This window comes from Pseudoalteromonas sp. MB47, assembly GCF_011319765.1.
GTDB classification, from domain to species: domain Bacteria; phylum Pseudomonadota; class Gammaproteobacteria; order Enterobacterales; family Alteromonadaceae; genus Pseudoalteromonas; species Pseudoalteromonas simplex.
In genome coordinates, this window is record NZ_VFBD01000025.1 from 49,503 (window position 1) to 75,474 (window position 25,972).

The window sequence follows — 25,972 nt, forward strand, 5'->3', positions numbered from 1 at the left end:
CATCTCCACACTGGTACAGGGGTTTTGTGAATGCGGTTTAAGCTGTATTTTAGTACTCTGCTGTTTTTGTTGTTATTAAGTGTTTCGGCTAATGCACAAGAGACGTTTGTCTACACCGATGCTGTGGCTGATCAAAATCTTCATGATGTCGGTGATGTGTTTACGGCGAACGATAATATGTTCCCGCAATCGGTGGCTGAAATTGATACTTGGCGAGCCAGCAAAAAGCCACAATCTCGAATAAGCTCGGTTGGTGGTAGTTATTGGTTAATTGTTGAAATTGAAAATCAAAGTGATATCGAAGATTTAGTGCTCTATCCGTATAACACCTTGGTTTCAAAAATAGAAAGCCGCATTTACGATATCACTGATCCAACAGCCCCCATACAGCACTTTGTAACGGGTGGTAAAGAGCCAAATCAGTTTGCATTCCACTATGGTAATCGTTTGTCTCTTGAGAAAGGCAAGCGCTATACGCTTATTACCTATTTTGAAAGTGACTACTTTTATACCCCTGCAAAGCTAGTATTAACGCCATACCAAGATTATTTTCAGAATATAACCGTTGAAAATATGGTCATGATGCTCTGCTTTGGGGTGGGTATTGCGCTTGGCTTATATAACTTATTAATTTATTTGGTTTCCCGTGATGTCACACATCTTTACTATGCATTATTTACTGCATCTTGGGTGTTTGCTTGGAGCCACTTTTTCCATATTTCGGATCAGCTATTTGGTTACTATAATCCTCACCTTCATTGGCTTGGCTTTGCGCTCACGCCATTAACCAATATTCTGTTTTACAACAACTTGCTTAAACTCAAAGAGACATTTCCGAAACTGGCGCAATTATCATTGATGGTGGGTGTGATCGCGACCTTGGGTATACCGTTTTGTATTTTATGGCCAAGCTTTGGTTTTTATTGGTCAACGTTAGTGACGGGCGTTGCTTTATGTTTAGGCTTATACATAGGTATTCGCTGTATGCTTATTGGCTTTAAGCCAGCGCGATATTTTGTGCTTGCTTACATAGCCATGATGCTACCGAATATGGTAGGTAATTTAACGAATTTAGGCTTGCTGCCAGCAACCTCCATTAATTTATATTTATTGGGTTTGATAGGCACCGCTATGGACGCTATGTTGCTGGCATTTGCTGTGGCCGATAAGTTTAGGCTGCTTCATGATGACAACGTAGAGCTCAACAAAAATCTAGAAGAAAAAGTCCATTTAAGAACGTTGGAGCTTGAAGAACTCGCCTCAGAGCTTCGCGATGCAAATGAGGCTAAAAGCCGTTTCTTAGCGAATATCAGTCATGAAATTCGCACCCCAATGACGTCAATCATTGGTTATGCAGATGGTATTATGCTCGGGGATATTAAGCCCCATGAGCGCAACCATGGAATTGGGGTTATTTTGCAAAATAGTCGTCATGTTCTTGGATTAATTAACGATATCCTCGATATGTCGAAGATTGAAGCTAACAAGCTCGAAATTGATTTAGTCGAAACAGACTTGTTTGCCACGATTGCCAATATAGAGTCGCTCATTGGCAAGCAAATTCGCGATAAGGGCTTAAAGTTCAGTGTCGATTATCAGTTCCCATTACCAGACTACTTGATTACCGATCCGAGTCGATTAAGGCAAATCTTATTAAACTTAACAACCAATGCCCTTAAGTTCACGCAAGTGGGGCGTATAACCTTAACTGTGAGCTGTCACAACGATAAGTTGTCAATTAGTGTAAAAGATACTGGCATTGGTATGACTGAAAAAGAGCAGCAGTTGTTATTTAGTGCTTTTTATCAAGCTGATTCGAGTATTTCTCGGCAATATGGTGGTACTGGGCTTGGTCTTAATATTTCAAAGAGCCTTGCGCAGAAATTGGATGGGGATATCAGCGTTAAAAGTAATGTCGGCTCTGGCAGTGAGTTTATTTTCACTATGTCGGTGTACACCACAGACAACACTCGTTGGCTCAATGATATGAGCGAAGTGAAACTTGTTGAAACCTCACCGTTTAGTAAGCTTGATGCACCAGAGAATTTAAAGGGCAGGGTATTACTTGCCGAAGACCACCCAGACAACCGACGTTTAATTGCGCGAATACTAGAGCGTATGGGGCTGACAGTGACCACTGTTGAAAATGGTAAAGACGCAGTACAAGCAACCCTCGAAGACAGCTTTGACCTTATTTTGCTCGATATTCAAATGCCGATTATGGACGGCCAAGAAGCTTTAAAAATGATGCAAGCAACCGGAGTAAGCGTGCCTATCATTGCGCTAACAGCGAATACTATGAAGCATGAAGTGACGCGCTATATGAAGCAGGGCTTTAATGATTTGATTGCTAAACCAATCGATAGAAATGCCTTTAGTCATAAAATTGCCAGTTATTTAGAATGCGATGAGTTAGCAGATATAAAGTTGCCTGAAAAAGAGTTTCAGGCATTAAAAAATGATTATATAAAAGGGTTAGAGACACAGTACAAAGAAATGCTAGAACAATATAAAAAAATGGATTTAGAAGGGTTCAGCAAAAATGTGCATATGCTCAAAGGTGCAGCTAATATGTTTGAGTGTGAAATGCTGTATGTAAAAGCAGTGGCTGTCGATACGGCCTTAAAAGAGGATACTGTAACCTTGGATACCCAGTTAATTGGCTCATTATTTAATGCGATGGAAAATGAATTTACCAAGGTAACCCATTGATTGTTTGAATAGCGGCTATTTATTTGTAAGCACAGACAAATTAGCTATTTCTTGATATTAATATTGTTAAAACTCTTTGCTGAGAAGGCATGATGCAGTATCAACATATTTCAGTCCCCTCGAGCGGCGCGCAAATTACGATTGATAGTAAGGGCCAATGGCATATTCCTGATAACCCGGTTATTGCTTACATTGAAGGCGATGGTGTGGGTCAAGATATTAGCCCGGTGATGCGAGATATTGTCGATGCTGCGGTGAGTCATGCTTATCAAGGTGATAAACAAATACATTGGATGGAAGTGTTCAATGGCGAAAAAGCGGCAGCATTATACGACGGCGACTGGTTCCCGCAAGAAACCCTACATGCCGTTAGACAGTATAAAATTGCCATAAAAGGGCCGCTAACAACCCCCCTTGGCGGTGGTTTTCGCTCTTTAAATGTGGCTCTTCGTCATGAGATGGATTTATTCGTTAACATGCGGCCTATTCGCAGTTATCCGCATTTACCTTCGCCCTTAAAAGAGCCTGAAAAAACCCAAATCACAGTAATACGTGACAGCTCAGAAGACGTTTACTCGGGCATTGAGTGGCAGGCTGGCAGTATTGACAACGAACGTATGCTTGATTTTCTGTGCCAAGAAATGGGGGTCACCCGACTTCGTTTTGATAACCAATGTGGCATTGGCATTAAAAATAGCTCGAAAGAGGCGGCAGAGCGATTAATGCGTTACGCCCTAAACTTTGCAATCAAAGAGCACAGTGAATCACTGACTGTGGTACACAAAGGCAATGTACTTAAATTTACCGATGGCGCCTTTAAACGCTGGGCATTTGCCCTTGCAGAGCAAGAGTTTAACGCTTTAGCGCATGAAAATGGTCGTTGGTTAGTGATCAAACGAGACAATCAAGATGATTTAATCATCAAAGAAGTCATTGCCGATAACATGCTACAACAAGCGCTGCTCACCCCTGAGCAATTTGATGTGGTGGTAACAACCAATCAAAACGGCGATTACTTAGCTGATATGCTAACCGCACAAGTTGGTGGGGTAGGTATTATGCCTGCGGCAAACTTAAATAATGAAGTGGCCTTTTTTGAACCGACTCATGGTACATTTAATCGCATCGCCGGGGAAGACAGTGCAAATCCAACAAGCAGTATTTTAAGTGCGGTCATGATGCTACGCTTTATGGGTTGGCACGAAGCGGCGAATAAAATAGAAAAAGCCCTAGAAGAGACGCTTAACGCAAATGAAATGACGTTTGATTTGGCTAACTTAGTAGCCGATGCGACGATGCTTAGTTGCAGTGATTTTGCAACAAGCATCATCGCGCGAATAAGTAACTCAAATAATGAACCATATTAAGCGGCATTGGCGCTTTTAACTGCGTAGACACATGGTTTACCTGTTAACTGTGCTGCACGTTGATAAATGTGCTCTGCACCTGGCTCATTGCTTGTCATGCCTGTTAATGTATCCATTAACGCAACCACTAAAATAGCTGGTACTTGGCAGCAGTATTCATCGAGCACCGCAGTTGTTGTTTGTGCATCAACATGGCAATGCGGGTGAGTACGTACTGTGCTATATGCTTTTAACAGTGTGTCTGCTTGTAAAACATCATCATCTTGATGTTTGGTTTTACGACATTGGCAACCAAACTCATCAACCATGGTTGCCAGTGTTTGGTAAATTTCTTCGCAAGCTAAATCGCTTTTTTTACAAAGCTGCTGCTCGATGAATGAGTGTAATTGACCATTGATGTAAAGGCTGTCCTGTTGAGTGAATTGCGCTGAAGTTTCCATAATCATTTTCTCTTTGTTTATGTGCTTAACTTCACTCTAGCCCTTCACTCATTATTAATGAAATTGTTGTTTTCAATAACTGATATTGATTTTATCAATATTATGCTTGTTTTTAGCGATCAGCCACAGTACTGGCAAAGGCGAGTAGCTCTCTACGCAGCCACTGATGCGGGTTTGCGTGATGTAGCAAAGGGCTCCATAACATTTTTACTTCAATAGGAACTATTTGAAATGGCACTGGACTTATTACCAAATCAGTGTGTTTTGCAAGTAACATGGCTTGGCGGCGGGGCAATGTGGCAATAAGTTGAGGTGATTGGCAAAGTAGGCTCGCCACCATGTAATGGCGGGTGAATACGCGAATATTGCGGGTTTGTTCTAATTGCCATAATGCCTCATCGACCCAGCCAAGTTTTTGGCTGCCTGATTTATTTGTTACTGCGGCTTCTACGCCCCAACCAGCCCGATTTACCCAAATGTGTTCTTGTGCAAGGTAGCCTTCAAGGTTTTGTTGTTGTAAGTAAGGGTTGTCTGGGTGTGTTAAGCAGCAGTAATTGTCTCGCCACACACTGGCTTGGTGGAATGAGCGGGGCAGGCCGTTAAAGCGATTAATGGCAAGGTCGATGGTGCCTTTTTCCATATCTTGAAGGTTAACATCGCTTGGGCTCAAAATATCAAAGTTAAGCCCCGGATTTTTTGCAAGCTGCTGAGTGATAAACGGCGCAATAAGGGTTGATTCAAGGTAGTCGTTTGCCATGATCCGAAACGTTATATTCGCGGTACTCGGGTCGAATACTTCACTTGGCTGAGTAATTTCTTCGGCCATTTTTAACAGTGATTCTATCTCTGGTTTAAGGCTGAGCGCTTTTGCTGTTGGCGTCATTGTGCCAGCGGCTCTCACTAACAATGGATCATCAAATAAATCACGCAAACGTTTAAGGGCATTACTCATTGCAGGTTGAGTCAAAGCTAGCTTATTGGCGGCTTTAGACACACTTTGTTCGTCAATGAGAACATTTAAATACACTAATAGGTTGAGGTCGACGTGCCTAATATTCATTTGATCAATCTTATTTATTATCTTTATTAATTACCTAAATTAAAGCGCGCTTGCTATTGTGTGTAAACAAGGCGACTAAAATAATCAGCATAAGCGATAAAAATAATGCCACAGCAGAGTTCACATTTGGCTGTTAAATCACACAGCGAACAGTTAAATCAGGTCGTAGCGACTAAGCTTGCCCGTGCGGTGTATGCTGGCTTTGAGGCTATGTTTGCAGAGTTTTTAAATATAACTCTCGGCGCTCAAAGTCGTTTTGAACAGCGCCAGTGGCATCAAGTTCAAGGAGCTATGAAATCGCGACTGCAGGTTTACGAAGGGCAAGTAAAAAAGGTAAGCCAAGCGGTAAAAATTATTGCTTATAGCGAAGTAGACGACCCAGCGCTTTGGTTACTAGCCAAACAAATATACGCAGAAATGGTGCAAAATCACGAAAACCAGCCCATTGCTCATACCTTTTTTAATTCAACCTTCGGTGCAATTTGGGACTCACGAAAAATCCGCAATGTGCACTTGTTTGTGCTAAAAGCGCGCTATCAACTGGGGCCAAGGCCCTTTGATTCACTGGTTAGCCGCATTTCTCTGCAAAATGGCTTTGAAAGTGCGATTAGTAGCTTGATAAAGCGCCATGTGTTTCGCTCACAATACGCTAACTTTGCTGATGATGTAGCCATGTTACAGCGCACCTTGATTGCTGGAGCGAAACAACAATGCCCACAAGTTTATGAGCTGCTTGCTCTCAACGATGGCTATATTGAATACGCCAATTCATTGTTTTTCAGAAATAAAGCGTGCTACATCATAGGCCGCTGTATTGCTAAAAATGGCGATAACATGCCATTTGCTATTGCGCTATTAAACAGTGAAAAAGGGTTGCACATTGATGCTGTGATGATGGGAGCTGATCAACTCAGCTTGTTGTTTGGCTTTGCGCGTACTTATTTTATGGTCGACACTGACCAACCCGCCCGATATGTTGATTACCTCAGTGTTTTAATGCCTCATAAGCAACGTTTTGAGCTGTTTAATGCCATAGGCTTTATCAAACACGCGAAAACCGAGTTTTATCGTTACAAAGTTGATACCACCCGTAATAGCCCCGTTGACGATAAATACACACTTGCGCCGGGGACGCCGGGCATGGTGATGCTGGTATTTACCACCCCAGGCTCAGATTATGTCTACAAGGTAATAAAGGATAAATTTAGTGCGCCAAAAACGGCCACCAAACAACAAGTAATGGCCAAGTACGACTTTGTGAAACAAGCCGACCGAGTAGGCCGGCTAGTCGATACCCACGAATTTCGTTATTTAGCGTTTGATTTAAGCCGATTTAGTGATGAGCTTATACAAATAATGCAACAGCAAATTGGTGACAGCCTTGTGATTTCAGGTAATGCACTTATTTTGCGTCATGTGTATGTAGAGCGCAAAATGACGCCGCTTAATTTGTATATCAACGACTGTGATGAGCGAAAACTGCAGCAAGTAATGGTTGATTACGGTAAAGCAATAAAAGAGCTTGCGGGAGCTAATATTTTCCCCGGTGATATGCTGATGAAAAACTTTGGTGTAACTCGTTGGGGAAGAGTGGTGTTCTACGACTACGATGAAATTTGCCCGATGACAGAGTGCCAATTTCGAGAGCTGCCAAAAACCGAGGATTCATTAGATGAACTCAGTAGCGAAAGCTACTTTGATATCGCTGAAAATGACGTATTTCCGAGCCAGTTTAAAGTATTTTTTAGCGCCAATAAGCGGGCGTTTGATCACTTTAATGTTGCGCATCAAGATATTTTCACCGCCACAATGTGGCAGCAATTACAAACAGCTATAAACGATGGACAATTGCTTGATGTTTATCCTTATAAGCAGTCTTGGCGCTTTTCTTCGATGAGAGCTCAAATGAAAAAATCTCAATCTATAACTGTTTAATAGGAACATAGTGTTAGCGTATGCTGTTTAAAAAGCTAAGGAACGCACTATGAAAAACACACTGTTAATATCGAGTTTATTTATTTCGTCTATGGTAAGCGCCAATCCGTTATTAGGTAGCTGGCAATTTGTTGAAGGCAAATATGCAACCAATGACGGCTATGTGACGGCAAAAGCGCCAGAAATAACCTCAGTTAAACTGATTACACCCAGTCATTTTAGCTATATCACCCAAAAGCAAGGCAACTTTCATTATGCTGGTGGCGGCAAATATGTTTTGCAAGACCAGCAATTTATCGAAACTTTCTCCTATGGTAATGTACCTTCACTACTTGGTAAGACCATGGCATTTGATTACAAAATAGAAGGTGACTTGTGGCACCACACCTTGTATGAAAATGGCAAATTAGTCGAAGCTGAGATCTGGCAACGAATTAAATAGAAGGTGATATGCGTTATATTAAGCACGAAGACTCACAGTTACATTTTGCGCAAACAGATAAACCAGTTCTAAAAGATAACGAAGTTCTTATTGCTGTTGCAGCAATCGGCGTTAATCGCGCAGATTGCTTACAGCGACAAGGTAAATACCCAGCCCCAAAAGGTGACAGTGACATTTTAGGGTTAGAATGCGCCGGTACCATTGTTGAGCAAGGTAATGCAGTATCCGGTGACTGGCTGAATAAACGTGTTTTTACCTTATGCGCGGGCGGTGCTTACAGCGAGTATGTTGCCGTTGATGCCGCGCAAGTAATGCCGTTACCTGATGAAATGGCAATGGCAGAGGGCGCTGCTATCAGTGAAGTATACTTAACGGCTTTCTCTGCCTTATTTCAATTTGGTCAGCTCAAAGCGGGGCAAACGGCACTGATCCATGCGGGAGCTAGTGGTGTCGGAGGGGCGGCAATTCAAATGGCAAAACGCGCGGGTGCACAAGTAGTGATAACTGCAGGTAGCGATGAAAAGTGCGAACATGCCAAACAGCTTGGCGCAGACCACACCATTAATTATAAAACCACTGATTTTGTAGAGTACTTCAAAGCCAATAATTTACAGGCCAATACCATTGTTGATCCTGTCTCAGGACGCTATTTAAATAAAAATGCTGCAGTTGCAGCAATGGATTGCCAAATTGTGATGTTAGCCTTTTTAGATGCGCGCTTTGCTGAGGTTGACTTTGCAAGGCTGCTTAGCAAACGAATTTCCTTTCATGCATCAACTTTGCGTAACCGTTCAATTGAATTTAAACGTGATTTAAAAGAGCAGTTTATTTCGCGCTTTTATGATGACTTGGCCAACGGGCTGTTCGATTGCAATATCTATAAAACCTTAAATTGGCAAGAAGCAAATGAGGCTCACCGTATTTTAGGTAACAACGAAAACTCGGGAAAAGTGGTGATGTTAGTTGAATAACATCAATTTGCCCATATTATTGGTTTTATTAGTAGTTAAAAGTAAAGGTTAATATGAACCCTATTATTGCAATGCTCAAAGAGCACAATGTAAGTGACGAAAAAGTGCGTGAGCTGTTTCAAGCGTTTATGGAAAACCCAATGATGGCAATGGGTCTGGTTCAACAGTTGGGTATCCCACCAGAAAAGCTTCAACAGTTGATGGCATTAGTGATGACACAGCCACACCTTATTAAAGAAGCAGCTGAATCAGTAGGTATCAGTGATGATGAAGTTGAGCAGGCCAAAGCGCAGTTCAAAAATCAGCAGTCATAAAATTAAATGATACGAATATAAAAAAGGTTAGCTCTTCGGCTAACCTTTTTTGTTAATTACTGATACGAAAACACGTCGTCTAGTTTTTTATCAAACAGTTGAGCAATCTTAAAAGCCACCTCGAGCGACGGTGAGTATTTACCTTTTTCAATCGCTACTATGGTTTGCCTTGAAACTCCAACAGCCTCTGCCAATGCTTGCTGAGTCATTTCATTGTGATGAAATCGAAGTTCCCGAATGGTATTACTGAGCTGTTTTGTCATCTAGCTGTCTCTTCGATATAAATACGCTTTGCTGGCAATAGTAATAATTTCACTGACTAAAAAACCAATAATAAGAAAGTGCATAATATTATATAGATCTGAGACCTCAGGTAACAGCATGCGTCCAGATACGCGCTCAATTTGCGTCGCTAAAAATACACATATTAAGATAGTTGCAGAGCAAAACCAGTGACCAAGCTTGGTGCTTTTTAGGTCAATGAGCTTATCACGCTCATCATCCCCTAAGTCTGCTTCTTTGTGTTTAATACCAGCAAGTACAGATTGCATAATTATCTCTAGGATCACCGCAACTACGACAACCCTATACAAATAAGACACCATGGTCTCTTGGCTTAGAGCACCCGCGGCTTGTAGTGAATTAATACCTAACAGGTAATAGCTTAACAGGCCTAGGGTTACCACCAAGGTGCCCCAAATTGTCATTTCTTTGTAGCTCATTTTCTTCCACCCTATGTAAAAAATATTTGACTTGGTGTTAAGTAAACTACTCATTGCTTGCTGTGTCAAATATTTTTAACATCATGTATGGTATTTTTATCATTGACGCATTTCGTTACATTTAGTTAAGAACTAATTTGAACCGCTCAGACTCCTAATGACACAAACAATAAATAAGGAACGAATATGAACTGGCTTTTAAAGGTATGGAAAAATAACCGCTCATTGATTTTATTTATCTGCTTGATGAGTGTGTTTAGAAGTGCAGTGGCTGATTGGTATGAAGTGCCAACAGGTTCTATGAATCCGACCATCGTTGAAGGGGACCGTATTTTAACGGATAAAATGGCTTATGATCTGCGTGTACCATTTAGTCATATTTCGCTAATGCGTACTGATGAGCCAAAAGCCGGCGATATTATTGTATTTGATTCTAAGGCTGCAAATAACCGTTTGATAAAGCGTGTTATTGGCGTGCCGGGCGATACAGTGACTTTAGTCGATAATAAATTGATCATTAACGGTAAAGCACTTGATTATTTATTGGCTGATGACAAGCAACAGCAGCAAACACTGATTGAAAACCTTGCCGGTGTTCAGCATGCTATTCAGGTATCAAAAACGCCTTCGGTGATGCAGCATTTTGCACCTGTCGTTATTCCAAATGATATGTATCTAGCGATGGGCGATAACCGAGACCACAGTGCAGACTCGCGAGTGATTGGGCTAGTGCCTCGCAGTGAGTTATTAGGCAAAGCTAAAAGAGTCATAGTGTCACTTGATTATGATGATTATTACTTACCTCGAAAAGAGCGACTCTTGCATGATTTGTACATAGCACCCTAGATAAAAATCGTACAAAATTGGCAATTTATAATTTTATGTTTCAATATTAACGACATAAAAATAATAAGCCAAAAGGTAAAGTATGATAAATGATAAGTTTGCGAGATTAATTCGATCTTTTTTGTTACTCGTCTTTTCGATCAGTCTGGTTGCATGTGGTTCGAGCTCAAAAAACGAATCTACAAAAGTTGATGACACTAACAGCTCAACACCGGATACAGGTGTTGAGCTTGTCGATAACAGTGGTAGTGCTGACTATAAAATTATTATTTATGGCAATAGCCATAGTGCTAGATTAGGGGATTTGCTTGAACAGCTTATTTCCAGTGAGTTAACCAACTCTCAAGTTTCAACGCTTACCGTCAGTGGTCGTTTTTTAGATGAAATAGTGAACACATCGGGCAATGTTGAAAAGCTACAGCAAGCCAATTGGAGCCATGCTATTTTTCAAGGTCAAAAGTATTCTCAGTCTGGCTCTGTTAATTATTCTACAAGTGAGGCTGAGCGATTAATTGCCAGTGCAAAAGAGCTGGAAATTACACCTATTTTGTTTCCTGAGCATCCGCAAAGAGGTGATAGCAAAGAAGGGGAGCTTGTTTATCAATTGCATTTGTCGATTAGCGAAAAAGAGGCAAGCTGTGTTGCACCAATCGGCTTAGTTTGGGACAAAGCAATCGCCGCATTACCTGAGCTTAATTTTTACAGCGCAGATGGTAATCATGCATCAAACGCAGGGCACTTACTGACCGCGATGACTTTTTATGAAGTTATAACAGGTGAGCTTGCAGATACCCTAGCTTACAATGCTGCTTTTGCGATTACCGAACAGCAACACCAGCAGTTTGGGCAAATAATTACACAAGTGCTTGCTGAATATCCTGCATGCCCCAGCTCTTAAGCTAACAACATTAATCTAAAGCATTCATTAAATACAAAAAAACCGTTGTGTCTGAAACACAACGGTTCTTTATATTAACTAGCAATTGTGTAATTACATTACACGCATGCCAGGCTCTGAGCCTTCATCAGGGTTAAGAATATAAATTTCTTTTCCGCCAGGGCCTGCTGCTAATACCATGCCTTCAGACATACCAAAACGCATCTTACGAGGCTTAAGGTTTGCTACCATTACCGTTAGCTTGCCTTCGATGTCTTCTGGTGCATACGCCGATTTAATACCTGCGAATACTTGGCGCGTTTCGCCACCTAAATCTAAAGTTAGTTTTAATAACTTATCTGCGCCTTCAACGTGTTCTGCTTTAGCAATTTTTGCTACGCGTAAATCAACTTTCGCAAAATCATCAAATTCGATTTCTGGGCTGATAGGTTCTTTTGCGAGTGGGCTGTTTGGATCAATCTTGTCTTTTTCAGCAACTAGACTTTCTTTTGACTCTTCAATCATTTTGTTTACTTTATCCATTTCAACACGTTGCATTAACGGTTTGAACTTATTAATTGCGTGACCAACCAGCGCTGTTTGCGCGCCTTGCCATGTTAAACCGTCGTTTAAGAAGGCTTCAACGTTTGCAGCCATACCAGGTAGAACAGGTTTTAAGTAGGTGATAAGTACACGGAACATATTTAAACCAAGTGAGCATACATCGTGTGCTTCTTGTTGTTTTGTTTCGTCTTTAATTAACACCCATGGCGCTTTAGCGTCGATGAATTGGTTTGCTTTATCAGCAAGGGCCATGATTTCACGAATTGCACGGCTGTAATCACGGTTTTCGTAGTGATTTGCAATGCTTGCAGAAGCCGCTTGGAACTCACCTAATAGCGCTTCGTCCATTACGGTGTCGCTAAGCTTGCCGTCAAACTTCTTGGTGATGAAGCTTGCACAACGACTTGCAATATTAACCACTTTACCTACTAAGTCTGAGTTTACACGTAGTGCAAAGTCTTCAAGGTTTAAATCAAGGTCAGTAATGCCGTTGTTTAGTTTTGCTGCGTAGTAATAACGAAGATACTCAGGATCTAGGTTATCAAGGTAAGTGCGCGCCTTAACAAAAGTGCCTTTTGATTTAGACATCTTCGCGCCATTCACAGTTACAAAACCATGGGCAAATACATTTGTTGGCTTTCTGAATTTTGCGCCATCTAACATTGCAGGCCAGAATAAGCTGTGGAAATAGATGATATCTTTACCAATGAAGTGGTAAAGCTCTGCATCTGAGTCTTCGCTCCAGAATGCATCAAAATCAATCCCTTTTTTATCACACAGGTTTTTAAAGCTTGCCATGTAGCCGATTGGTGCATCGAGCCACACGTAGAAATATTTACCCGGTGCACCAGGGATTTCAAAACCAAAGTAAGGTGCGTCACGGCTGATATCCCACTGCTGTAGGCCATCTGCAAACCATTCATCAAGCTTGTTCGCCATTTCTTGTTGAATCGTGCCTGAGTGTAACCACTCTTTAAGCATGTCTTCAAAAGCAGGTAGGTCGAAGAAGTAATGCTCAGAATCTTTTAAAATTGGCTCAGCACCCGACATTACAGAGCGTGGGTTAATAAGCTCAGTTGGGCTGTAAGTTGCACCACAAGAATCACAGCTGTCACCGTTTTGATCTTCAGACTTACACGTTGGGCAAGTACCGGTTACAAAGCGATCAGGTAAGAAGATACCTTTCTCTGGGTCGAAAAGTTGAGAAATAGTATGCTTTTTAATGTGACCCGCTTCATTTAAACGGTTGTAGATTAACTCGCTGAAATGACGGTTTTCTTCACTGTGCGTGCTGTGATAATTATCAAACTCAATGTTGAAATCAGCAAAGTCACGTTGACGTTCAACACTCACGTTTTTAACCATCTCTTCTGGCGAGATCCCTTGCTTTTGCGCATTAAGCATAATTGGTGTGCCGTGAGCATCATCCGCGCAAACGTAATAGGTTTCATGACCTTGTTGTTTTTGGAAACGCGCCCAAATATCAGTTTGGATATATTCTAGTAAATGACCTAAGTGAGTCGGGCCATTGGCATAAGGTAATGCGCTAGTAATCAGGATCTTTCGCTGTGCCATAATCATTCCGAATTGAGATTAGTTCGATGCAAATATGCTCGAATATCATTATTTAATTCATTGTGAGTTGCTTATATGCAACCTAAAGCAATGATATTATCTAATTGTCTGGTTTTAATGCCTTGAATGTTACATAATTCCGCAGCACTTTTCATCAAAGAAACGCTAATTTATTGCTATGTTTGGACTGTCAAAACTATTCTCAAGTAAATCGGCTGAAAAAGCACCTATCATTGCTGCCTTAGCCGCTTATCGTAGTAGCGCATTTGCCATTGGTATTGAGCAAGATTGGCTCGAAGAGCTTAATCAAAACAGCGATAAAAGCTGGCAAGTCAAATTAAACCTCCCTTTTGCAGGCTTGGGCGAAATCAACGACATTGAAAAATTTGTCGCCGATAAACTATCAGTGCCTGTGTCAATTAGCGCTAAAGTGAAATTACCAAGCACATTTAGTTTTAAGCAAATCAAACATATTGTGCTCGTTGCTTCAGGAAAGGGGGGCGTTGGAAAGTCAACCACAGCGGTGAATCTTGCCTCAGCTTTAGAGCAAGAAGGTGCCAAAGTGGGTATTCTCGATGCCGATATTTATGGCCCGTCTATTCCACTGCTTCTGGGCCTACAAGGGGCTGAGCCTAAAACAGCCGATAATAAAAACTTACTTCCTTTTGAGGCGCATAACCTCAAAGCGCAATCGATTGGCTTTTTAGTACCAAGCGATGATGCAACCGTTTGGCGCGGACCAATGGCATCAGGTGCACTTAATCAATTAATGAACGAGACCGCTTGGGGAGAGCTTGATTATCTCATCGTTGATATGCCTCCAGGCACGGGTGATATTCAATTAACCATGAGCCAAAAAGTGCCAGCCAGTGGTGCGGTGATCATCACCACGCCTCAAGATTTAGCCCTAGCCGATGCACAAAAGGGCATTGCCATGTTCAATAAAGTGAACGTGCCTGTGCTTGGCTTAATTGAAAACATGAGCTACTTCTTATGTGGTCATTGTGGTGAGCCTAATCATGTATTTGGTAAAGATGGTGCCGTAAAATTAGCACATCGTCATGGTGTGCCTGTGCTGGCAAATATTCCACTGGCCATTGAAATTCGTGAAAGCTCGGAGCAGGGCGATTTAATTGCCAAAGACAACGCGGCTCAAATAAGCGAAACCTACAAAACCGCTGCCCGTGTACTTGCCAGTAGCTTGTATTATCAACAGGCGCACACAAGCGCAGTTGAAATAGTCATTACTGAAGATTGATTGTTGCAAAGATTTTGTTAATGGGTTTTTCTTATTAACAAAATCTTGGGTGGTTCTTTATCATTAACTTTGCTCTTAACCCCTCATTTAGCCGTATATAGCCTACATTTTCGTTAAATATGTCTAAAAACAAAATCGCCACAAATGTTAATATTTTATTGACGTTTTAATAACCTTATCATAGTCTAATGAAAGCGCTTACATTTACAGGGCTTTTTATTAACCTTTAAATGTAAGCGCTTACAATTGACTGGTTAGAATAATATTCATATAAATCAGTTGAGTACTAACAAACACATAATGTTAGGGTTCAATGCAATGAACAGATTCAAAACACACTTAACACAACTTACAATGGCGCTTTCAGTAGCGACATTAGCTGGCTGCGGCGGCTCTGCCACAGATACGAAAATTGATACTGTCAACCCAACTGAGCCTGTTTCAGACTGGGTGATGGTTTGGGAAGATAATTTTGATGGCGATGCTATCGATGACAAAAAATGGAGTTTCGAAATAAACTGTGCGGGTGGCGGTAATAACGAAAAACAATGTTATACCGACAGTGACGAAAACGCCTTTATTGCAGACGGTATTCTTAATATCGTTGCATTGCCTGCAGAAGAAGGGGCTGATAAGCCTTATACCTCTGCGCGTATTAATACTCGTTACAAAGCTGATTTTAAATATGGTCGCTTTGAAGTACGCGCAAAGCTGCCTAGTGGGCAAGGTTCTTGGCCTGCGTTTTGGATGATGCCTACCGATGAAGTTTATGGTGGATGGCCTCGTTCAGGAGAAATCGACATTGTTGAGTCGGTTAATTTAAAAGTACCAACCGAAGACGGTGTAGAATCAAATATCTACGGCACATTACATTACGGCCAAGAGTGGCCAAATAATGATAGCAGTGGCAAAGCTTATACCTTCGCGCAAGATTCTAATCCTGCTGATGACTTTCATACTTATGCTATCGAGTGGCAAGAGGGGGAAATTCGTTGGTACGTAGATGATTATTTATATGCTACACAGCGCCAATCAGAGTTACTTTACAATGCAAATGGTGAAGCTTTAGCTCTTAAACATAAGGGTTGGTACACAGAGTACTTTGATCAAACAACCGGAGAGTTAACGACTTTTTGGGATGCATCTCCTTACGATCAAGAGTTTTATTTAATCTTAAACTTTGCGGTAGGTGGTGATTGGCCTGAAAACGTTAATGCCCTGGGTGTTGATGCAACTGCATTCGAAAATGGTCAAACTTTTGAAGTTGACTATGTACGTGTTTACGAATGTGCACAAGACCCTGACACAGGTAAAGGTTGTGAAACCGTGCGCCCGGGTTACGACAACTTAGACGATGCACTTGTGCAAGGCAAAGCACCTGCTCCAACACCACCAAGTGATGGCACGGTAACGCCGCTGACTATTTTTGATAGCAGCTTTAACCCTAACTGGCCGGCATGGGACTGTTGTGGTGGCACAACGCCTGGGTTAGTTGAAGATGCAGACCGTGGTAATGTGGTTGAATTTAGTGTGGGTGCAGAGCCTACGGTAAATGGTTTTATTAGCCGTGATGCCTTTATTACCGATGAAAACGGTGAAGCCACTCCTTATGACGCAAGCGCTATGCTAGAAGACGGTTATGTGCGTTTTGATATGCAAGTGACTTCATTACCTTCTACTCCAGATGCACCTTGGCTTTTCAAAATTGAAAGTGATGAAGGTGCGACAGCCGTTGAGTTAAACCTGAGTGCTAGCACTGAAGGTGTTAGCCCTGTAGCTGGTAAGTGGCAAACTTATACCTTCCCACTGCAAACATTAGCTGATGCGGGTTTAAATGTATCGCTGATTGATGTGATCATGATTTTCCCTGCGTGGGGTCAAGGTGAAGGTGCAGTATACCGTGTTGATAATGTTGAAATTACCAATGGCGGCACAACAACATTGCCTTCATTAACCTTATTCACCGATGAAACGAATCTTGATTGGCCGCTGTGGGATTGTTGTGGTGGTTCAACACCTGTTGAAGTAGTCGACGACGAAGAACATAGTGTGACTGCTGAATTCTCGATTGGTGCAACACCTACCGTAATGGGCTTTATTAACCGTACTTCATCAGGTGGTAGTGGTACGCAGTTTGATGCATCAGCACTGGTTGATGATGGCATGTTGCAATTTGAGATGAAGATCACCTCTTTATCATCAACGCCAGATGCGCCTTGGCTGTTAAAAGTTGAGTCAAATGAAGGTGCAACAGCGGTTGAAGTTAACCTAAACACAAGCACAGAAGGCGTTGACCCTGTAGCGGGTGAATGGCAAACCTATACATTCCCGATCAGTACTTTATTAAACGCAGGTTTAGATGTAAGTGCGATTGATGTCATCATGATTTTCCCTGCATGGGGTCAAGGTGACGGTGCTGTTTACCGTGTTGACAATGCTCGGATCTATGCACCAGAGCAAGAATCTACAGCATCAGAGCTAACGCTATTTGCCGAAAACGTGGCAGATCTGTGGAGCATTTGGGATTGTTGTGCAGGGAGTACACCAACAGTCGAAACGGATGACGAAACCCATGGCTCAGTGGCAGAATTTCAAATTGGTTCTACCGCTACGGTAATGGGGTTCTTAGCTGATGATGGCGTGAGCTTTGATGCATCTCACTTATTATCTGAAGGTGTGGTTCGTTTTGAAATGAAGATCGTTTCAAACGCCAGCAACCAAGATGCTCAGTGGTTATTCAAAATTGAATCAAACGATGCAGGTCAAGCTGTGGAGCTTGCGTTAAGTGCAAGCCAAGAAGGTGTCGAGCCAGTTGTGGGTGAGTGGCAAACCTATACGTTTACACTTGCTGACTTACTCAGTGCAGGTCTTGATATTAGTGCAATCGACGTTGTCATGGTGTTCCCGTCATGGGGGATGGGTGAAGGTGCGGTTTACCGTATTGATAATGCAGTTATTTCAAACCCGTAATTAACATTGGCAACAAGTGATGGGTGCTGAATACGGCACTCAGTATCCATGACAACATATTGCAAAAGCAGGTAAATCATGAAAAGCACAAAATTTATTAAAACACCTCTTGCAGCGTCAGTTGCGATGATCTTAACTGCAGGGCTGGGCACTATGTCTGCTTATGCACAAGATGAACAAGAGAAAGCTGATAACGATATTGAAGTTATCGAAATTAAAGGTATTCGTGGCAGTATGATCCGCGCCATGGATATGAAACGTGATGCAACAGGTGTTGTAGATGCGATTTCAGCAGAAGAGATGGGTAAATTCCCAGATACTAACTTAGCTGAATCATTACAACGTATTACCGGTGTATCAGTGAGTCGTTCTAACGGCGAAGGTAGCGAAATTACGGTACGTGGTTTTGGTCCTGAGTTTAACCTCGTAATGCTGAATGGCCGTCAAATGCCAGGTACGGGTTACACCCGTTCTTACGCCCTTGAGAATATTGCCGCTGACGGTGTCAGTGCACTTGAAGTAGCGAAATCAGGGCAAGCAGATGTACCAAGTGGTGGTCTAGGTGCTACGGTAAATATTATTACTACGCGCCCATTAAATAGCCCTGGCGAGAAATTTAGCTCGTCTATTAAGGCTATTCACGATTCATCTAATGAGGCCGGTGATGATGTAACCCCAGAGTTTTCTGCAATGTACAGCAATACTTATGTTGATGATACATTTGGTTTTGCGGCATCATTCTCACATCAAGAACGTGATTTTCAACAGCAAAACGCCAATATTCAAGGTTGGCAAGCCAATGTTGATTTACCGACCCTTGATGAAGCTGACTACATTGACCCTCGTGCAGTCGATAGCGAAGGCAACCGTGTCGGTAATCATTTCTTTCCGAAAGACATGAACTACAGCATTGCTGATGTTGAACGTGAGCGCACTAATGGCCAAGTAACTTTACAGTACTCGCCAATTGAAAGCTTCACTGCAACGGTTGATTACACGGCGAGTCGTGCAATCACCGGTGTGAATACCGTGGGTTGGGGTATTTGGAATGAGTTTGGCAGTAACATTAACAGCTATGAGCTTGATGAAAATGGTACAGCGATTTATGCCGATATCAGTGGTAATGATGGTTCATTCACAGCAAGCCGTGGCACTACTGAAGTTAAAGCACGTTCAATTGGTTTAAACCTAGAGTGGCAAATTAACGACCAGTGGGAAGTTGAGTTCGATTATCACGATTCGAAAAACGAAACAGATAACGGCGCAGATGATGGCTTAGGTTCTGATGGTCAAATCATTCTTGGCTCAGATCAGTTACAGAGCAAAGTATATGATTATCGCACTGGTGAAGTTCCGCATGCCTACGTTAATTGGAACAATGGCACTACGGTGCTTGATCCAAGTGAGATTGATTCAAACTTCAGTCAGTTTATTTACTCGCCTGGTGAGTCTAATGTTGAGCAAGCTCAGCTTCATGCAACCTGGTTTAATGAAAGCTTTGAAATTCCACTTGTTAAAGTGAAATTCGGTGCTGCCAATACTAAGCAAACTATGGGCGGTTTTACTGCATGGAGTGGCTTACGTGGCGGCCCTGGTTTTAACCCATCATTCACCGAAATCTTCCCTGATGGCATGTTCACTTATCATGATACAGGCGACATGCTAGATCAATTCTCTGGTGGTGGTAGTGCCCTTGAACCAAATTACTATTACACCTATAGCTTTGAAGAAGCGTTAGCGCGTCAACTTGCTTATTTGAATGAAGACTTATTGGGTGATAATCAATACTCAATTGATCCATTCTTTGATGGTATCGACAGTGAAAGCTACGTAGAAGAGAAAACGCAAAGCTTCTATGTGAACAGCTTATGGGAGTTTGAATTATCTGATTACTTCGTACAGATTAACGCAGGTCTTCGTTATGAAGAAACAGATGTGATCAGTACGGTTCGTCAACGTGTTGAAAGCCAAGTTAACTGGGTGAGTGCATCTGAGTGGATCATGCAGTACGAAACTGGCGGTACAGATAACTTTTATCAAGAAGAAGGTAATTATGATATCTGGTTACCAAATATCGACGTAAAAGTTGAAATTACAGACGAGCTTGTTGGTCGTGTTTCATGGGGTAAAACCATGGCACGTGCGCCGCTGGGTAATTTGGCTGGTGGCCGTAGCTTAACGGGTAGCCCGAAACCAGGTTCGCGTACAGGTAGCCAAGGTAATACTGATCTGTTGCCATTTGAATCAACTAACCTCGATTTATCACTTGAGTACTACTACGGCGAAGGTAGCTATGCTTCGGTTGGTTACTTCAAAAAAGACGTAGATAACTTTATTCAAACGCAAATCACTGAAACAACCATTGATGGTTTATACGATATCTTAAATGGTCCTCGTTACCTTGAAGCTGTGGCATCTGTAGAAGCTCGTGGTGAGCAAGCTACAAGTGACGCTGTGTTCAATGAAATGCTGGCATTAGGTTATGGTAATGCAGATGGTGCTATTGAACCAACGAGTTCTGATCCACTGATGGTATGGAATATTTCTCAACCACAAAACACGGATAGTAAATCGGTTGATGGCTTTGAACTAGCTGTTCAACACTTATTTGGTGAAAGCGGCTTTGGTTTAGGGGTTAATGCTACGTTTGTTGATGGTGATGTTGAATTTGATGTAGCAAGTTTGACTCAACAAGCTCCTTTATCTGGCTTAAGTGACTCAGCTAACTTCCAAGCTTTTTACGATAAAGATGGTTTATCTGTGAAAGTGACTTACGCATGGCGTGACTCTTACTTAATTGGTGTTGGTCAAGCACAAGGCTCATCTGATGCGCCGCCACAATTTGGCGATACATATGGTCAGTGGGACTTGAGTGTTAACTACGACATTAACGAAAACACGACTGTTTTCTTTGAAGGTATAAACCTTAACAACGAAACTGAGCGTGGCTATGGCCGTTACGAAGAGCAGTTCTTATTTGCTCGTCAATATGGACCACGTTACACAATCGGTGCCCGTTATAGCTTTTAATATGTGATCTCAAAAGGAACAAAAGCCGCTCGTTGAGCGGCTTTTTATTATCTATTTTAATTAATTAATAATTATTGAAGCAACGCACAGTTGATTTGTGTAATATATGCCTCACTAAGTCCACTATAATTAGCTTTTCGTAGACGCAAAAGGTTTGTGTTTTTTGTTAAAGTTATCGTTTTTTCCAACTTTAAATCAAATGTTTAAGTTGTTTAGGTAGAATAATAAATGAGATTATCAGATACCCATATTCAGCAATATATTGACGAAGGCCGCATTGTTATAGAGCCAGCACCAAGTAATGAAATGATCTCGGGTGTCACGGTTGACCTGCGTTTGGGCAATAAGTTTCGTGTTTTCCAGGATCATACTGCTGCGTATGTTGATTTAAGTGGCCCTAAAGATCAGCTTAATAAGGCAATGGAATCAATCATGAGTGATGAAATTGTGCTTGATGAAGAAGAAGCTTTTTTCCTTCATCCAGGTGAATTAGCATTGGCTATTACTCATGAAAAAGTTACTTTACCAGCAGATATTGTTGGTTGGTTAGATGGTCGCTCGTCGTTAGCACGCCTTGGTTTGATGGTACATGTAACAGCGCATCGTATTGATCCAGGTTGGTCGGGTAATATCGTTTTAGAGTTTTATAACTCAGGCAAGCTGCCACTTGCGCTTCGTCCAATGATGAAAATTGGTGCCATGAGTTTTGAAACCATGACAAGCCCAGCACAGAACCCTTATAACACGCGTAAAGATGCTAAATATAAAGATCAAAATACGGCAGTAGCAAGCCGCATTAGTGACGATAATAAATAATCCTTCAACATGTGGTCTTTGGGCCACATATCATTATTTGTTAAACTTTTTACTTATTTGCATTCTCATAAATTGGCAATTTAAGCGTATTCATCCCATACTTTTAGCTGGTGTTTAAAGCACGGAGCTAAAATGCACTTTATTGGCAAGCTGATCCATCAGGTTATAAAAAATTTGCTCGTTTTACTGGGCTGCGTATTGCTTCATAGTGCCAGTATTAATGCTGCAAGCAATAACTTACCGGTATGGGTACTTGATTCAGAACAGCCTTTAGCCAAACTTAGTCAGACCCTTGAAGTATCACTGCAAAATGCTGAGCCTTTAAATACTTTAGAAAACAATACGGTTCGCCTCGCAGCACAAACCTCCTATTGGTTAATTATCGATTTACAGCAATTGCCTGAAAATAAAAACTATGTTGTTTATCTTAGTGAGCCTAACTTAACGTGGGCAAAGTTTTATCTGTTAGATGAAAATTATCAGTCCACCAATGATCAGCGGCTTGCTTCTCTAGAAAGTTTATCGAATGTGCGACCTCATTGGTTAATAGAGCACAGCCAAGGAGCTCGCTGGGCGCTAGTTAACTTCGTGCACAAAAGATCGCTAACATTAGAACTAGGTGTCGAAACAGCAAAAAGTTTTGAAGTTGACTTACATCAAACTATTTTGAGTTACGGTGCGATTTTAGGGGGGCTGATTTTGTGTATGTTTGTTTGTGGTGTTTACTTTTTTGTATCCCAGCGAACAAAATACTTAGTCCTAAATGCCTATTTTATATTGGTCACCATTGGGTTTTTAATCGATAACGGATTAATAAATTATCTAATTGGTGGTTTTAATTGGGAATCTAAATGGCCTGTTAATGAGTTCGCATTATGTTTTGTGAGCTATTTTTTATATCATTTTTTAGCGATCCATACCTATACAGCAAAGTTTAAAAAGGCCTGGCAAGCAATGATGCTGTGTTTATTCAGTGCAGCTTTATTGTCATCACTATTGCCTCATTTTAATCGTCAGTGGTTATTTATAGTCAGCTGTTTGGGCTTTTTGTGCTTTGCCTCTGTAATATTTTATAGTTTGATTAAGCGTAAGGGTAATCGTACTCATCTGCGTATTTTTATGCTTCTAATTATTGTTATTCAGGTGTTAAGTCTGTTTTTATGGAATGGATTTGGTATTGGCTACCATGGAATTCATAACACCATTTTATTGCTCACATCATTGGCGATCTGCTCCGTACTGTTATTAAAAGACCGTCAGCAAATTTCAGCATTTAGTTATTCGATGCTGCACGATGCGGATACGAAGCTACCAAATAAACAATTTTTACTCGCGCAAATGATGAAAAAAGTGTCGCAAAAGCAACATTTTTCAGTTTTATTATTTAAACCTCATGTACTCTCAAATGCACGTTCTACCTTTGGGTTTGAGCAAGCTAATATTTGTATCAATGAAAAACTAAGTATATTAAACATTCAGATGCAGACCATGAATACATTAAAGTTGGAAGTTCAAGCCACCAGAAGCACATGGCTTGCTCATATTGACGATAGTACATTTGGATGTTTGATCTTGGGCGAACTAGAATTAAGCCATATTGAGCAATTTGCCTGCATGATCCATGGTGTGTTTGAAGAGGGCCTTACTCATGAAGAAATTAACTTAGTCGACCGTGTTGATATTGGTGTTGCTTATTACCCGATGCATGGCAATACCGCGAAACAAATATTGCAATGTGCAATACAAGCAATGACTGAAAAGCGCCTACAAGGTGAACGTTGGCGTATGTTCGACTCAGAAAGTGCGCGGCTTTCTGAACAAAGGTTATCCATTGCGGCAGCGCTTAAAATTGCGATTGATGAAAATCAGCTAAGTTTGCACTTTCAACCGCAGATATGTTTGAAAACGGGCAAAGTAGTTGGCTGTGAAGCATTACTGCGCTGGACACATCCAATTTTTGGTATTGTTAGTCCTGAGATATTTATTCCAATTGCAGAGTCAGCAGGGGTGATCAATCAGCTAACAGAGTGGGTCGTTGAAAAGGGGGTTGAATGGCAAGCGAAGTTTTGCAAACTGATACCCGATCATGTTATTTCCATCAATATTTCTGCAAAGGATTTATTAAATAAAAATTTACCTGTGCTGCTAATTACCATTTTAAATGAGCAAAATGTGGCGGCTGAATCAGTGATGTTAGAGCTCACTGAATCAGCGACCTTAGAAGAAAGTAAAAAAATTAAAGCCATGCTTGATGATTACCGTTTAATAGGTTTAAAACTCGCTATTGATGATTTCGGTACAGGCTACTCATCACTTGCCTATTTAAGCCAACTTGGTTTTGATGAAGTCAAAATAGATAAACAATTTGTGTTAAATCTGCCGTTTTCGGTTAATGATCAAAGTATCTGTAAGGCAACCTGTGATATCGCCACTACTTTAGGTGCACATGTTGTTGCTGAGGGTATTGAAGATGAGCAAAGCCTCGCTATGTTACAAAGCTATGGTTGCCAGTTTGGACAGGGATATTATTTTTCAAAACCCCTTGCCGCAGATGATTATTTAGACTGGATAAGCAAGGTGCAAAAACTTGACCTTAATCTTGATGCAACAGCGAACCTAGCTGATTAAAATATTTAAGCAAGGCTTCAAAACAATTCATCGTATGCTGCTCATCCGGGTAGATTAAGCCACTTTTCGATAAGCCACTCACTAAAAAGCTATTTTTGATGTTAGGGTGGACGCTAATACACTTTTCAAAACAGCGGGCAGCTAGTTCCTCAGGCATACTCATATAAAGTTGCTTTACTTGCTTATCAAAAGCGATAGATTGTTTTACGAATTCATTTGGATTTTTACCAGAGTTATCTAAAAATACCTGATGATAAAACTCATTTAAGCGTTGATTAAGTGGATGACTCAAGTCTGGTGACTGTTCTAGCCACAGCGACGAACAGAATTGCATGCTCTTTCTGCCGCTAAATAAATGCTGACAAATATGATGGTCAAAAGCATGAAACCATTCATGGGCGAGTGCGCCACCGCCAGCATTTTTAGCCAGCGCAAGGGTTTGGCTGTGAGCATTATAATGAGCCTGCACACCTTTTTGTCCGCCATGACCAAAAGCAAAATTGAGTTTCCCTCTAAGGCCAATTGCCGTTGGCGGTAAAGTCAGTATTTGCGCAAGATCGGCTAAAGCATCGTAAATTAAATTCGCCGCTAATAGCCGTTCTTGCTTATTAACCCAATTACCAACCACCATAGTGCGAAAACCAAAGGTGTCGCGAATATCGTCAAAATCGACCTGATCATCAAAGCGATAATCGGGTCCCTTACGATGAAAACCTGCGCTTAGTCGTTTTGATACACGCATTAGAGATAGCGTGCCTTAACATCATCCGGCATATGCTGGGTTTGCTTATCGACCAGTGCTGTTAATAATCTGTATAGTGGTGTTACATCAATGCCTTCAATTAATTTAAGGCTATGAGCTACAGCTTCTAAAGTTGATAAACTATCTGCTCGAGGTGCTTTACGGATGACATATTTGTTTTGTGGTATGTGCTTAAAACTCACCGTTTGAAATGCACGGAGGCTAGGGGTTAATTGCAGCATTTTGTAGGCTTTTTTCCATGTACCATCAATTACGATTAAATGATTTAAAGACTGTTTGAAAGCATCTGTAGTGGCAGTGTGCTCATCTAGACTTAAGGCATCCTCAGTAGGGTAAAGAACCGCTGTTGTTGCTTTTGGCAATGTTGCAAGCTGTAAAAAGTCTTGCTCTGACTCACCAGCGATGATCTGGCAATTTTCTAAACCTAAATTCAGTAAATTGGCCGTATTTTTAGTGACTTTTTCCTCACTTGGGTGGCGTAATATAATGATTTTTAGTTTATTATTGATTATGCTTATTGAATCACATAAACAGGTTTTAATTGAAAAGCCACAATGTGAGCATAATTCTCTAGCCATAGATACTCTTGTATACATTTGAAGTCTCTTTAGTATACATGAGCTAGAGCTGTAATTTTGCATTTTTAAAGCAGACAGCTAAAATTGCGATTTAAATATTTGGT

General features: G+C 41.3%; 20 protein-coding genes. 13 read left to right on the top strand and 7 right to left on the bottom strand.

The features are described 5' to 3' along the window. Positions 1-30: 30 nt before the first annotated feature. Both IMPJCBKJ_RS13590 and icd read left to right on the top strand, forming a co-directional pair. Positions 31-2,712 carry a 7TM diverse intracellular signaling domain-containing protein gene (locus tag IMPJCBKJ_RS13590; RefSeq protein ID WP_054552930.1) on the top strand — a complete coding sequence of 894 codons (2,682 nt, stop codon included), beginning with the start codon at positions 31-33 and terminating at the stop codon, positions 2,710-2,712. A gap of 92 nt (positions 2,713-2,804) precedes the next feature. Beyond that, positions 2,805-4,079 (top strand): NADP-dependent isocitrate dehydrogenase, encoded by a 1,275-nt coding sequence (icd, locus tag IMPJCBKJ_RS13595; RefSeq protein ID WP_166340727.1) that lies wholly within the window; start codon positions 2,805-2,807, stop codon positions 4,077-4,079. Here icd and IMPJCBKJ_RS13600 read toward each other — a convergent pair. Together IMPJCBKJ_RS13600 and IMPJCBKJ_RS13605 are read right to left on the bottom strand one after the other, a co-directional pair. Next, complete coding sequence (locus tag IMPJCBKJ_RS13600) at positions 4,076-4,519, bottom strand: hypothetical protein (RefSeq protein ID WP_166340694.1); 444 nt, start codon at positions 4,517-4,519, stop codon at positions 4,076-4,078. The genes icd and IMPJCBKJ_RS13600 overlap by 4 nt on opposite strands. Positions 4,520-4,631: 112 nt before the next feature. After that, positions 4,632-5,579, bottom strand: coding sequence for a LysR family transcriptional regulator (locus IMPJCBKJ_RS13605; protein WP_055021137.1), 948 nt, complete (start codon positions 5,577-5,579; stop codon positions 4,632-4,634). Between the two features lie 105 nt (positions 5,580-5,684). On the opposite strand from IMPJCBKJ_RS13605, the gene aceK reads away from it, so the two are divergent. From aceK to IMPJCBKJ_RS13625, 4 genes are read left to right on the top strand one after another with little or no spacing between them, the layout of a single operon-like run. Beyond that, complete coding sequence (gene aceK, locus IMPJCBKJ_RS13610; protein ID WP_166340695.1) at positions 5,685-7,514, top strand: bifunctional isocitrate dehydrogenase kinase/phosphatase; 1,830 nt, start codon at positions 5,685-5,687, stop codon at positions 7,512-7,514. A 49-nt stretch (positions 7,515-7,563) separates the two neighbouring features. Then, entirely contained in the window at positions 7,564-7,956 is a 393-nt protein-coding gene (locus IMPJCBKJ_RS13615) for a hypothetical protein (protein ID WP_166340696.1), read from the top strand. An 8-nt stretch (positions 7,957-7,964) separates the two neighbouring features. Further along, on the top strand, positions 7,965-8,927 hold the full coding sequence (locus IMPJCBKJ_RS13620) for a zinc-binding dehydrogenase (RefSeq protein WP_166340697.1): 963 nt from the start codon (positions 7,965-7,967) through the stop codon (positions 8,925-8,927). 53 nt (positions 8,928-8,980) lie between these two features. Next, positions 8,981-9,241, top strand: a complete 261-nt coding sequence (locus tag IMPJCBKJ_RS13625; RefSeq protein ID WP_054561248.1) for a DUF2999 family protein — start codon at positions 8,981-8,983, stop codon at positions 9,239-9,241. 56 nt (positions 9,242-9,297) lie between these two features. On the opposite strand, the gene IMPJCBKJ_RS13630 is transcribed toward IMPJCBKJ_RS13625, so the two are convergent. Continuing rightward, positions 9,298-9,504 carry a helix-turn-helix transcriptional regulator gene (locus IMPJCBKJ_RS13630; protein WP_054552938.1) on the bottom strand — a complete coding sequence of 69 codons (207 nt, stop codon included), beginning with the start codon at positions 9,502-9,504 and terminating at the stop codon, positions 9,298-9,300. Continuing rightward, entirely contained in the window at positions 9,505-9,963 is a 459-nt protein-coding gene (locus IMPJCBKJ_RS13635; protein ID WP_166340698.1) for a hypothetical protein, read from the bottom strand. Between the two features lie 186 nt (positions 9,964-10,149). On the opposite strand from IMPJCBKJ_RS13635, the gene lepB reads away from it, so the two are divergent. Further along, complete coding sequence (lepB, locus tag IMPJCBKJ_RS13640; RefSeq protein ID WP_166340699.1) at positions 10,150-10,809, top strand: signal peptidase I; 660 nt, start codon at positions 10,150-10,152, stop codon at positions 10,807-10,809. Between the two features lie 82 nt (positions 10,810-10,891). Then, the gene (locus IMPJCBKJ_RS13645) at positions 10,892-11,707 is read left to right on the top strand and encodes a hypothetical protein (RefSeq protein WP_240921032.1); all 816 of its coding nucleotides are present in this window, start codon (positions 10,892-10,894) and stop codon (positions 11,705-11,707) included. Positions 11,708-11,800: 93 nt separating this feature from the next. Here the strand turns inward: IMPJCBKJ_RS13645 and metG are convergent, their stop codons facing one another. After that, entirely contained in the window at positions 11,801-13,825 is a 2,025-nt protein-coding gene (metG, locus tag IMPJCBKJ_RS13650; RefSeq protein WP_138600102.1) for a methionine--tRNA ligase, read from the bottom strand. Between the two features lie 178 nt (positions 13,826-14,003). Here metG and apbC point away from each other — a divergent pair, with 178 nt between their 5' ends. From apbC to IMPJCBKJ_RS13675, 5 genes are all read left to right on the top strand, one after another. Beyond that, positions 14,004-15,083, top strand: coding sequence for an iron-sulfur cluster carrier protein ApbC (apbC, locus tag IMPJCBKJ_RS13655; protein WP_054552943.1), 1,080 nt, complete (start codon positions 14,004-14,006; stop codon positions 15,081-15,083). 318 nt (positions 15,084-15,401) lie between these two features. After that, positions 15,402-18,053: a glycoside hydrolase family 16 protein gene (locus IMPJCBKJ_RS13660; RefSeq protein ID WP_166340700.1), complete on the top strand. Its 2,652-nt coding sequence runs from the start codon at positions 15,402-15,404 to the stop codon at positions 18,051-18,053. A gap of 78 nt (positions 18,054-18,131) precedes the next feature. Further along, positions 18,132-21,083, top strand: a complete 2,952-nt coding sequence (locus IMPJCBKJ_RS13665; protein WP_166340701.1) for a TonB-dependent receptor — start codon at positions 18,132-18,134, stop codon at positions 21,081-21,083. Between the two features lie 228 nt (positions 21,084-21,311). After that, positions 21,312-21,899 (top strand): dCTP deaminase, encoded by a 588-nt coding sequence (gene dcd, locus IMPJCBKJ_RS13670; protein WP_138615771.1) that lies wholly within the window; start codon positions 21,312-21,314, stop codon positions 21,897-21,899. Positions 21,900-22,031: 132 nt separating this feature from the next. After that, entirely contained in the window at positions 22,032-24,527 is a 2,496-nt protein-coding gene (locus IMPJCBKJ_RS13675; RefSeq protein ID WP_166340702.1) for an EAL domain-containing protein, read from the top strand. On the opposite strand, the gene IMPJCBKJ_RS13680 is transcribed toward IMPJCBKJ_RS13675, so the two are convergent. Next, positions 24,493-25,269, bottom strand: coding sequence for a CLCA_X family protein (locus IMPJCBKJ_RS13680; protein ID WP_166340703.1), 777 nt, complete (start codon positions 25,267-25,269; stop codon positions 24,493-24,495). The two genes, IMPJCBKJ_RS13675 and IMPJCBKJ_RS13680, sit on opposite strands and share 35 nt — an antisense overlap. Continuing rightward, positions 25,269-25,868: a tRNA-uridine aminocarboxypropyltransferase gene (locus tag IMPJCBKJ_RS13685; protein WP_166340704.1), complete on the bottom strand. Its 600-nt coding sequence runs from the start codon at positions 25,866-25,868 to the stop codon at positions 25,269-25,271. Before IMPJCBKJ_RS13685 ends, IMPJCBKJ_RS13680 begins: the two co-directional genes overlap by 1 nt. Between the last annotated feature and the right edge of the window lie 104 nt (positions 25,869-25,972).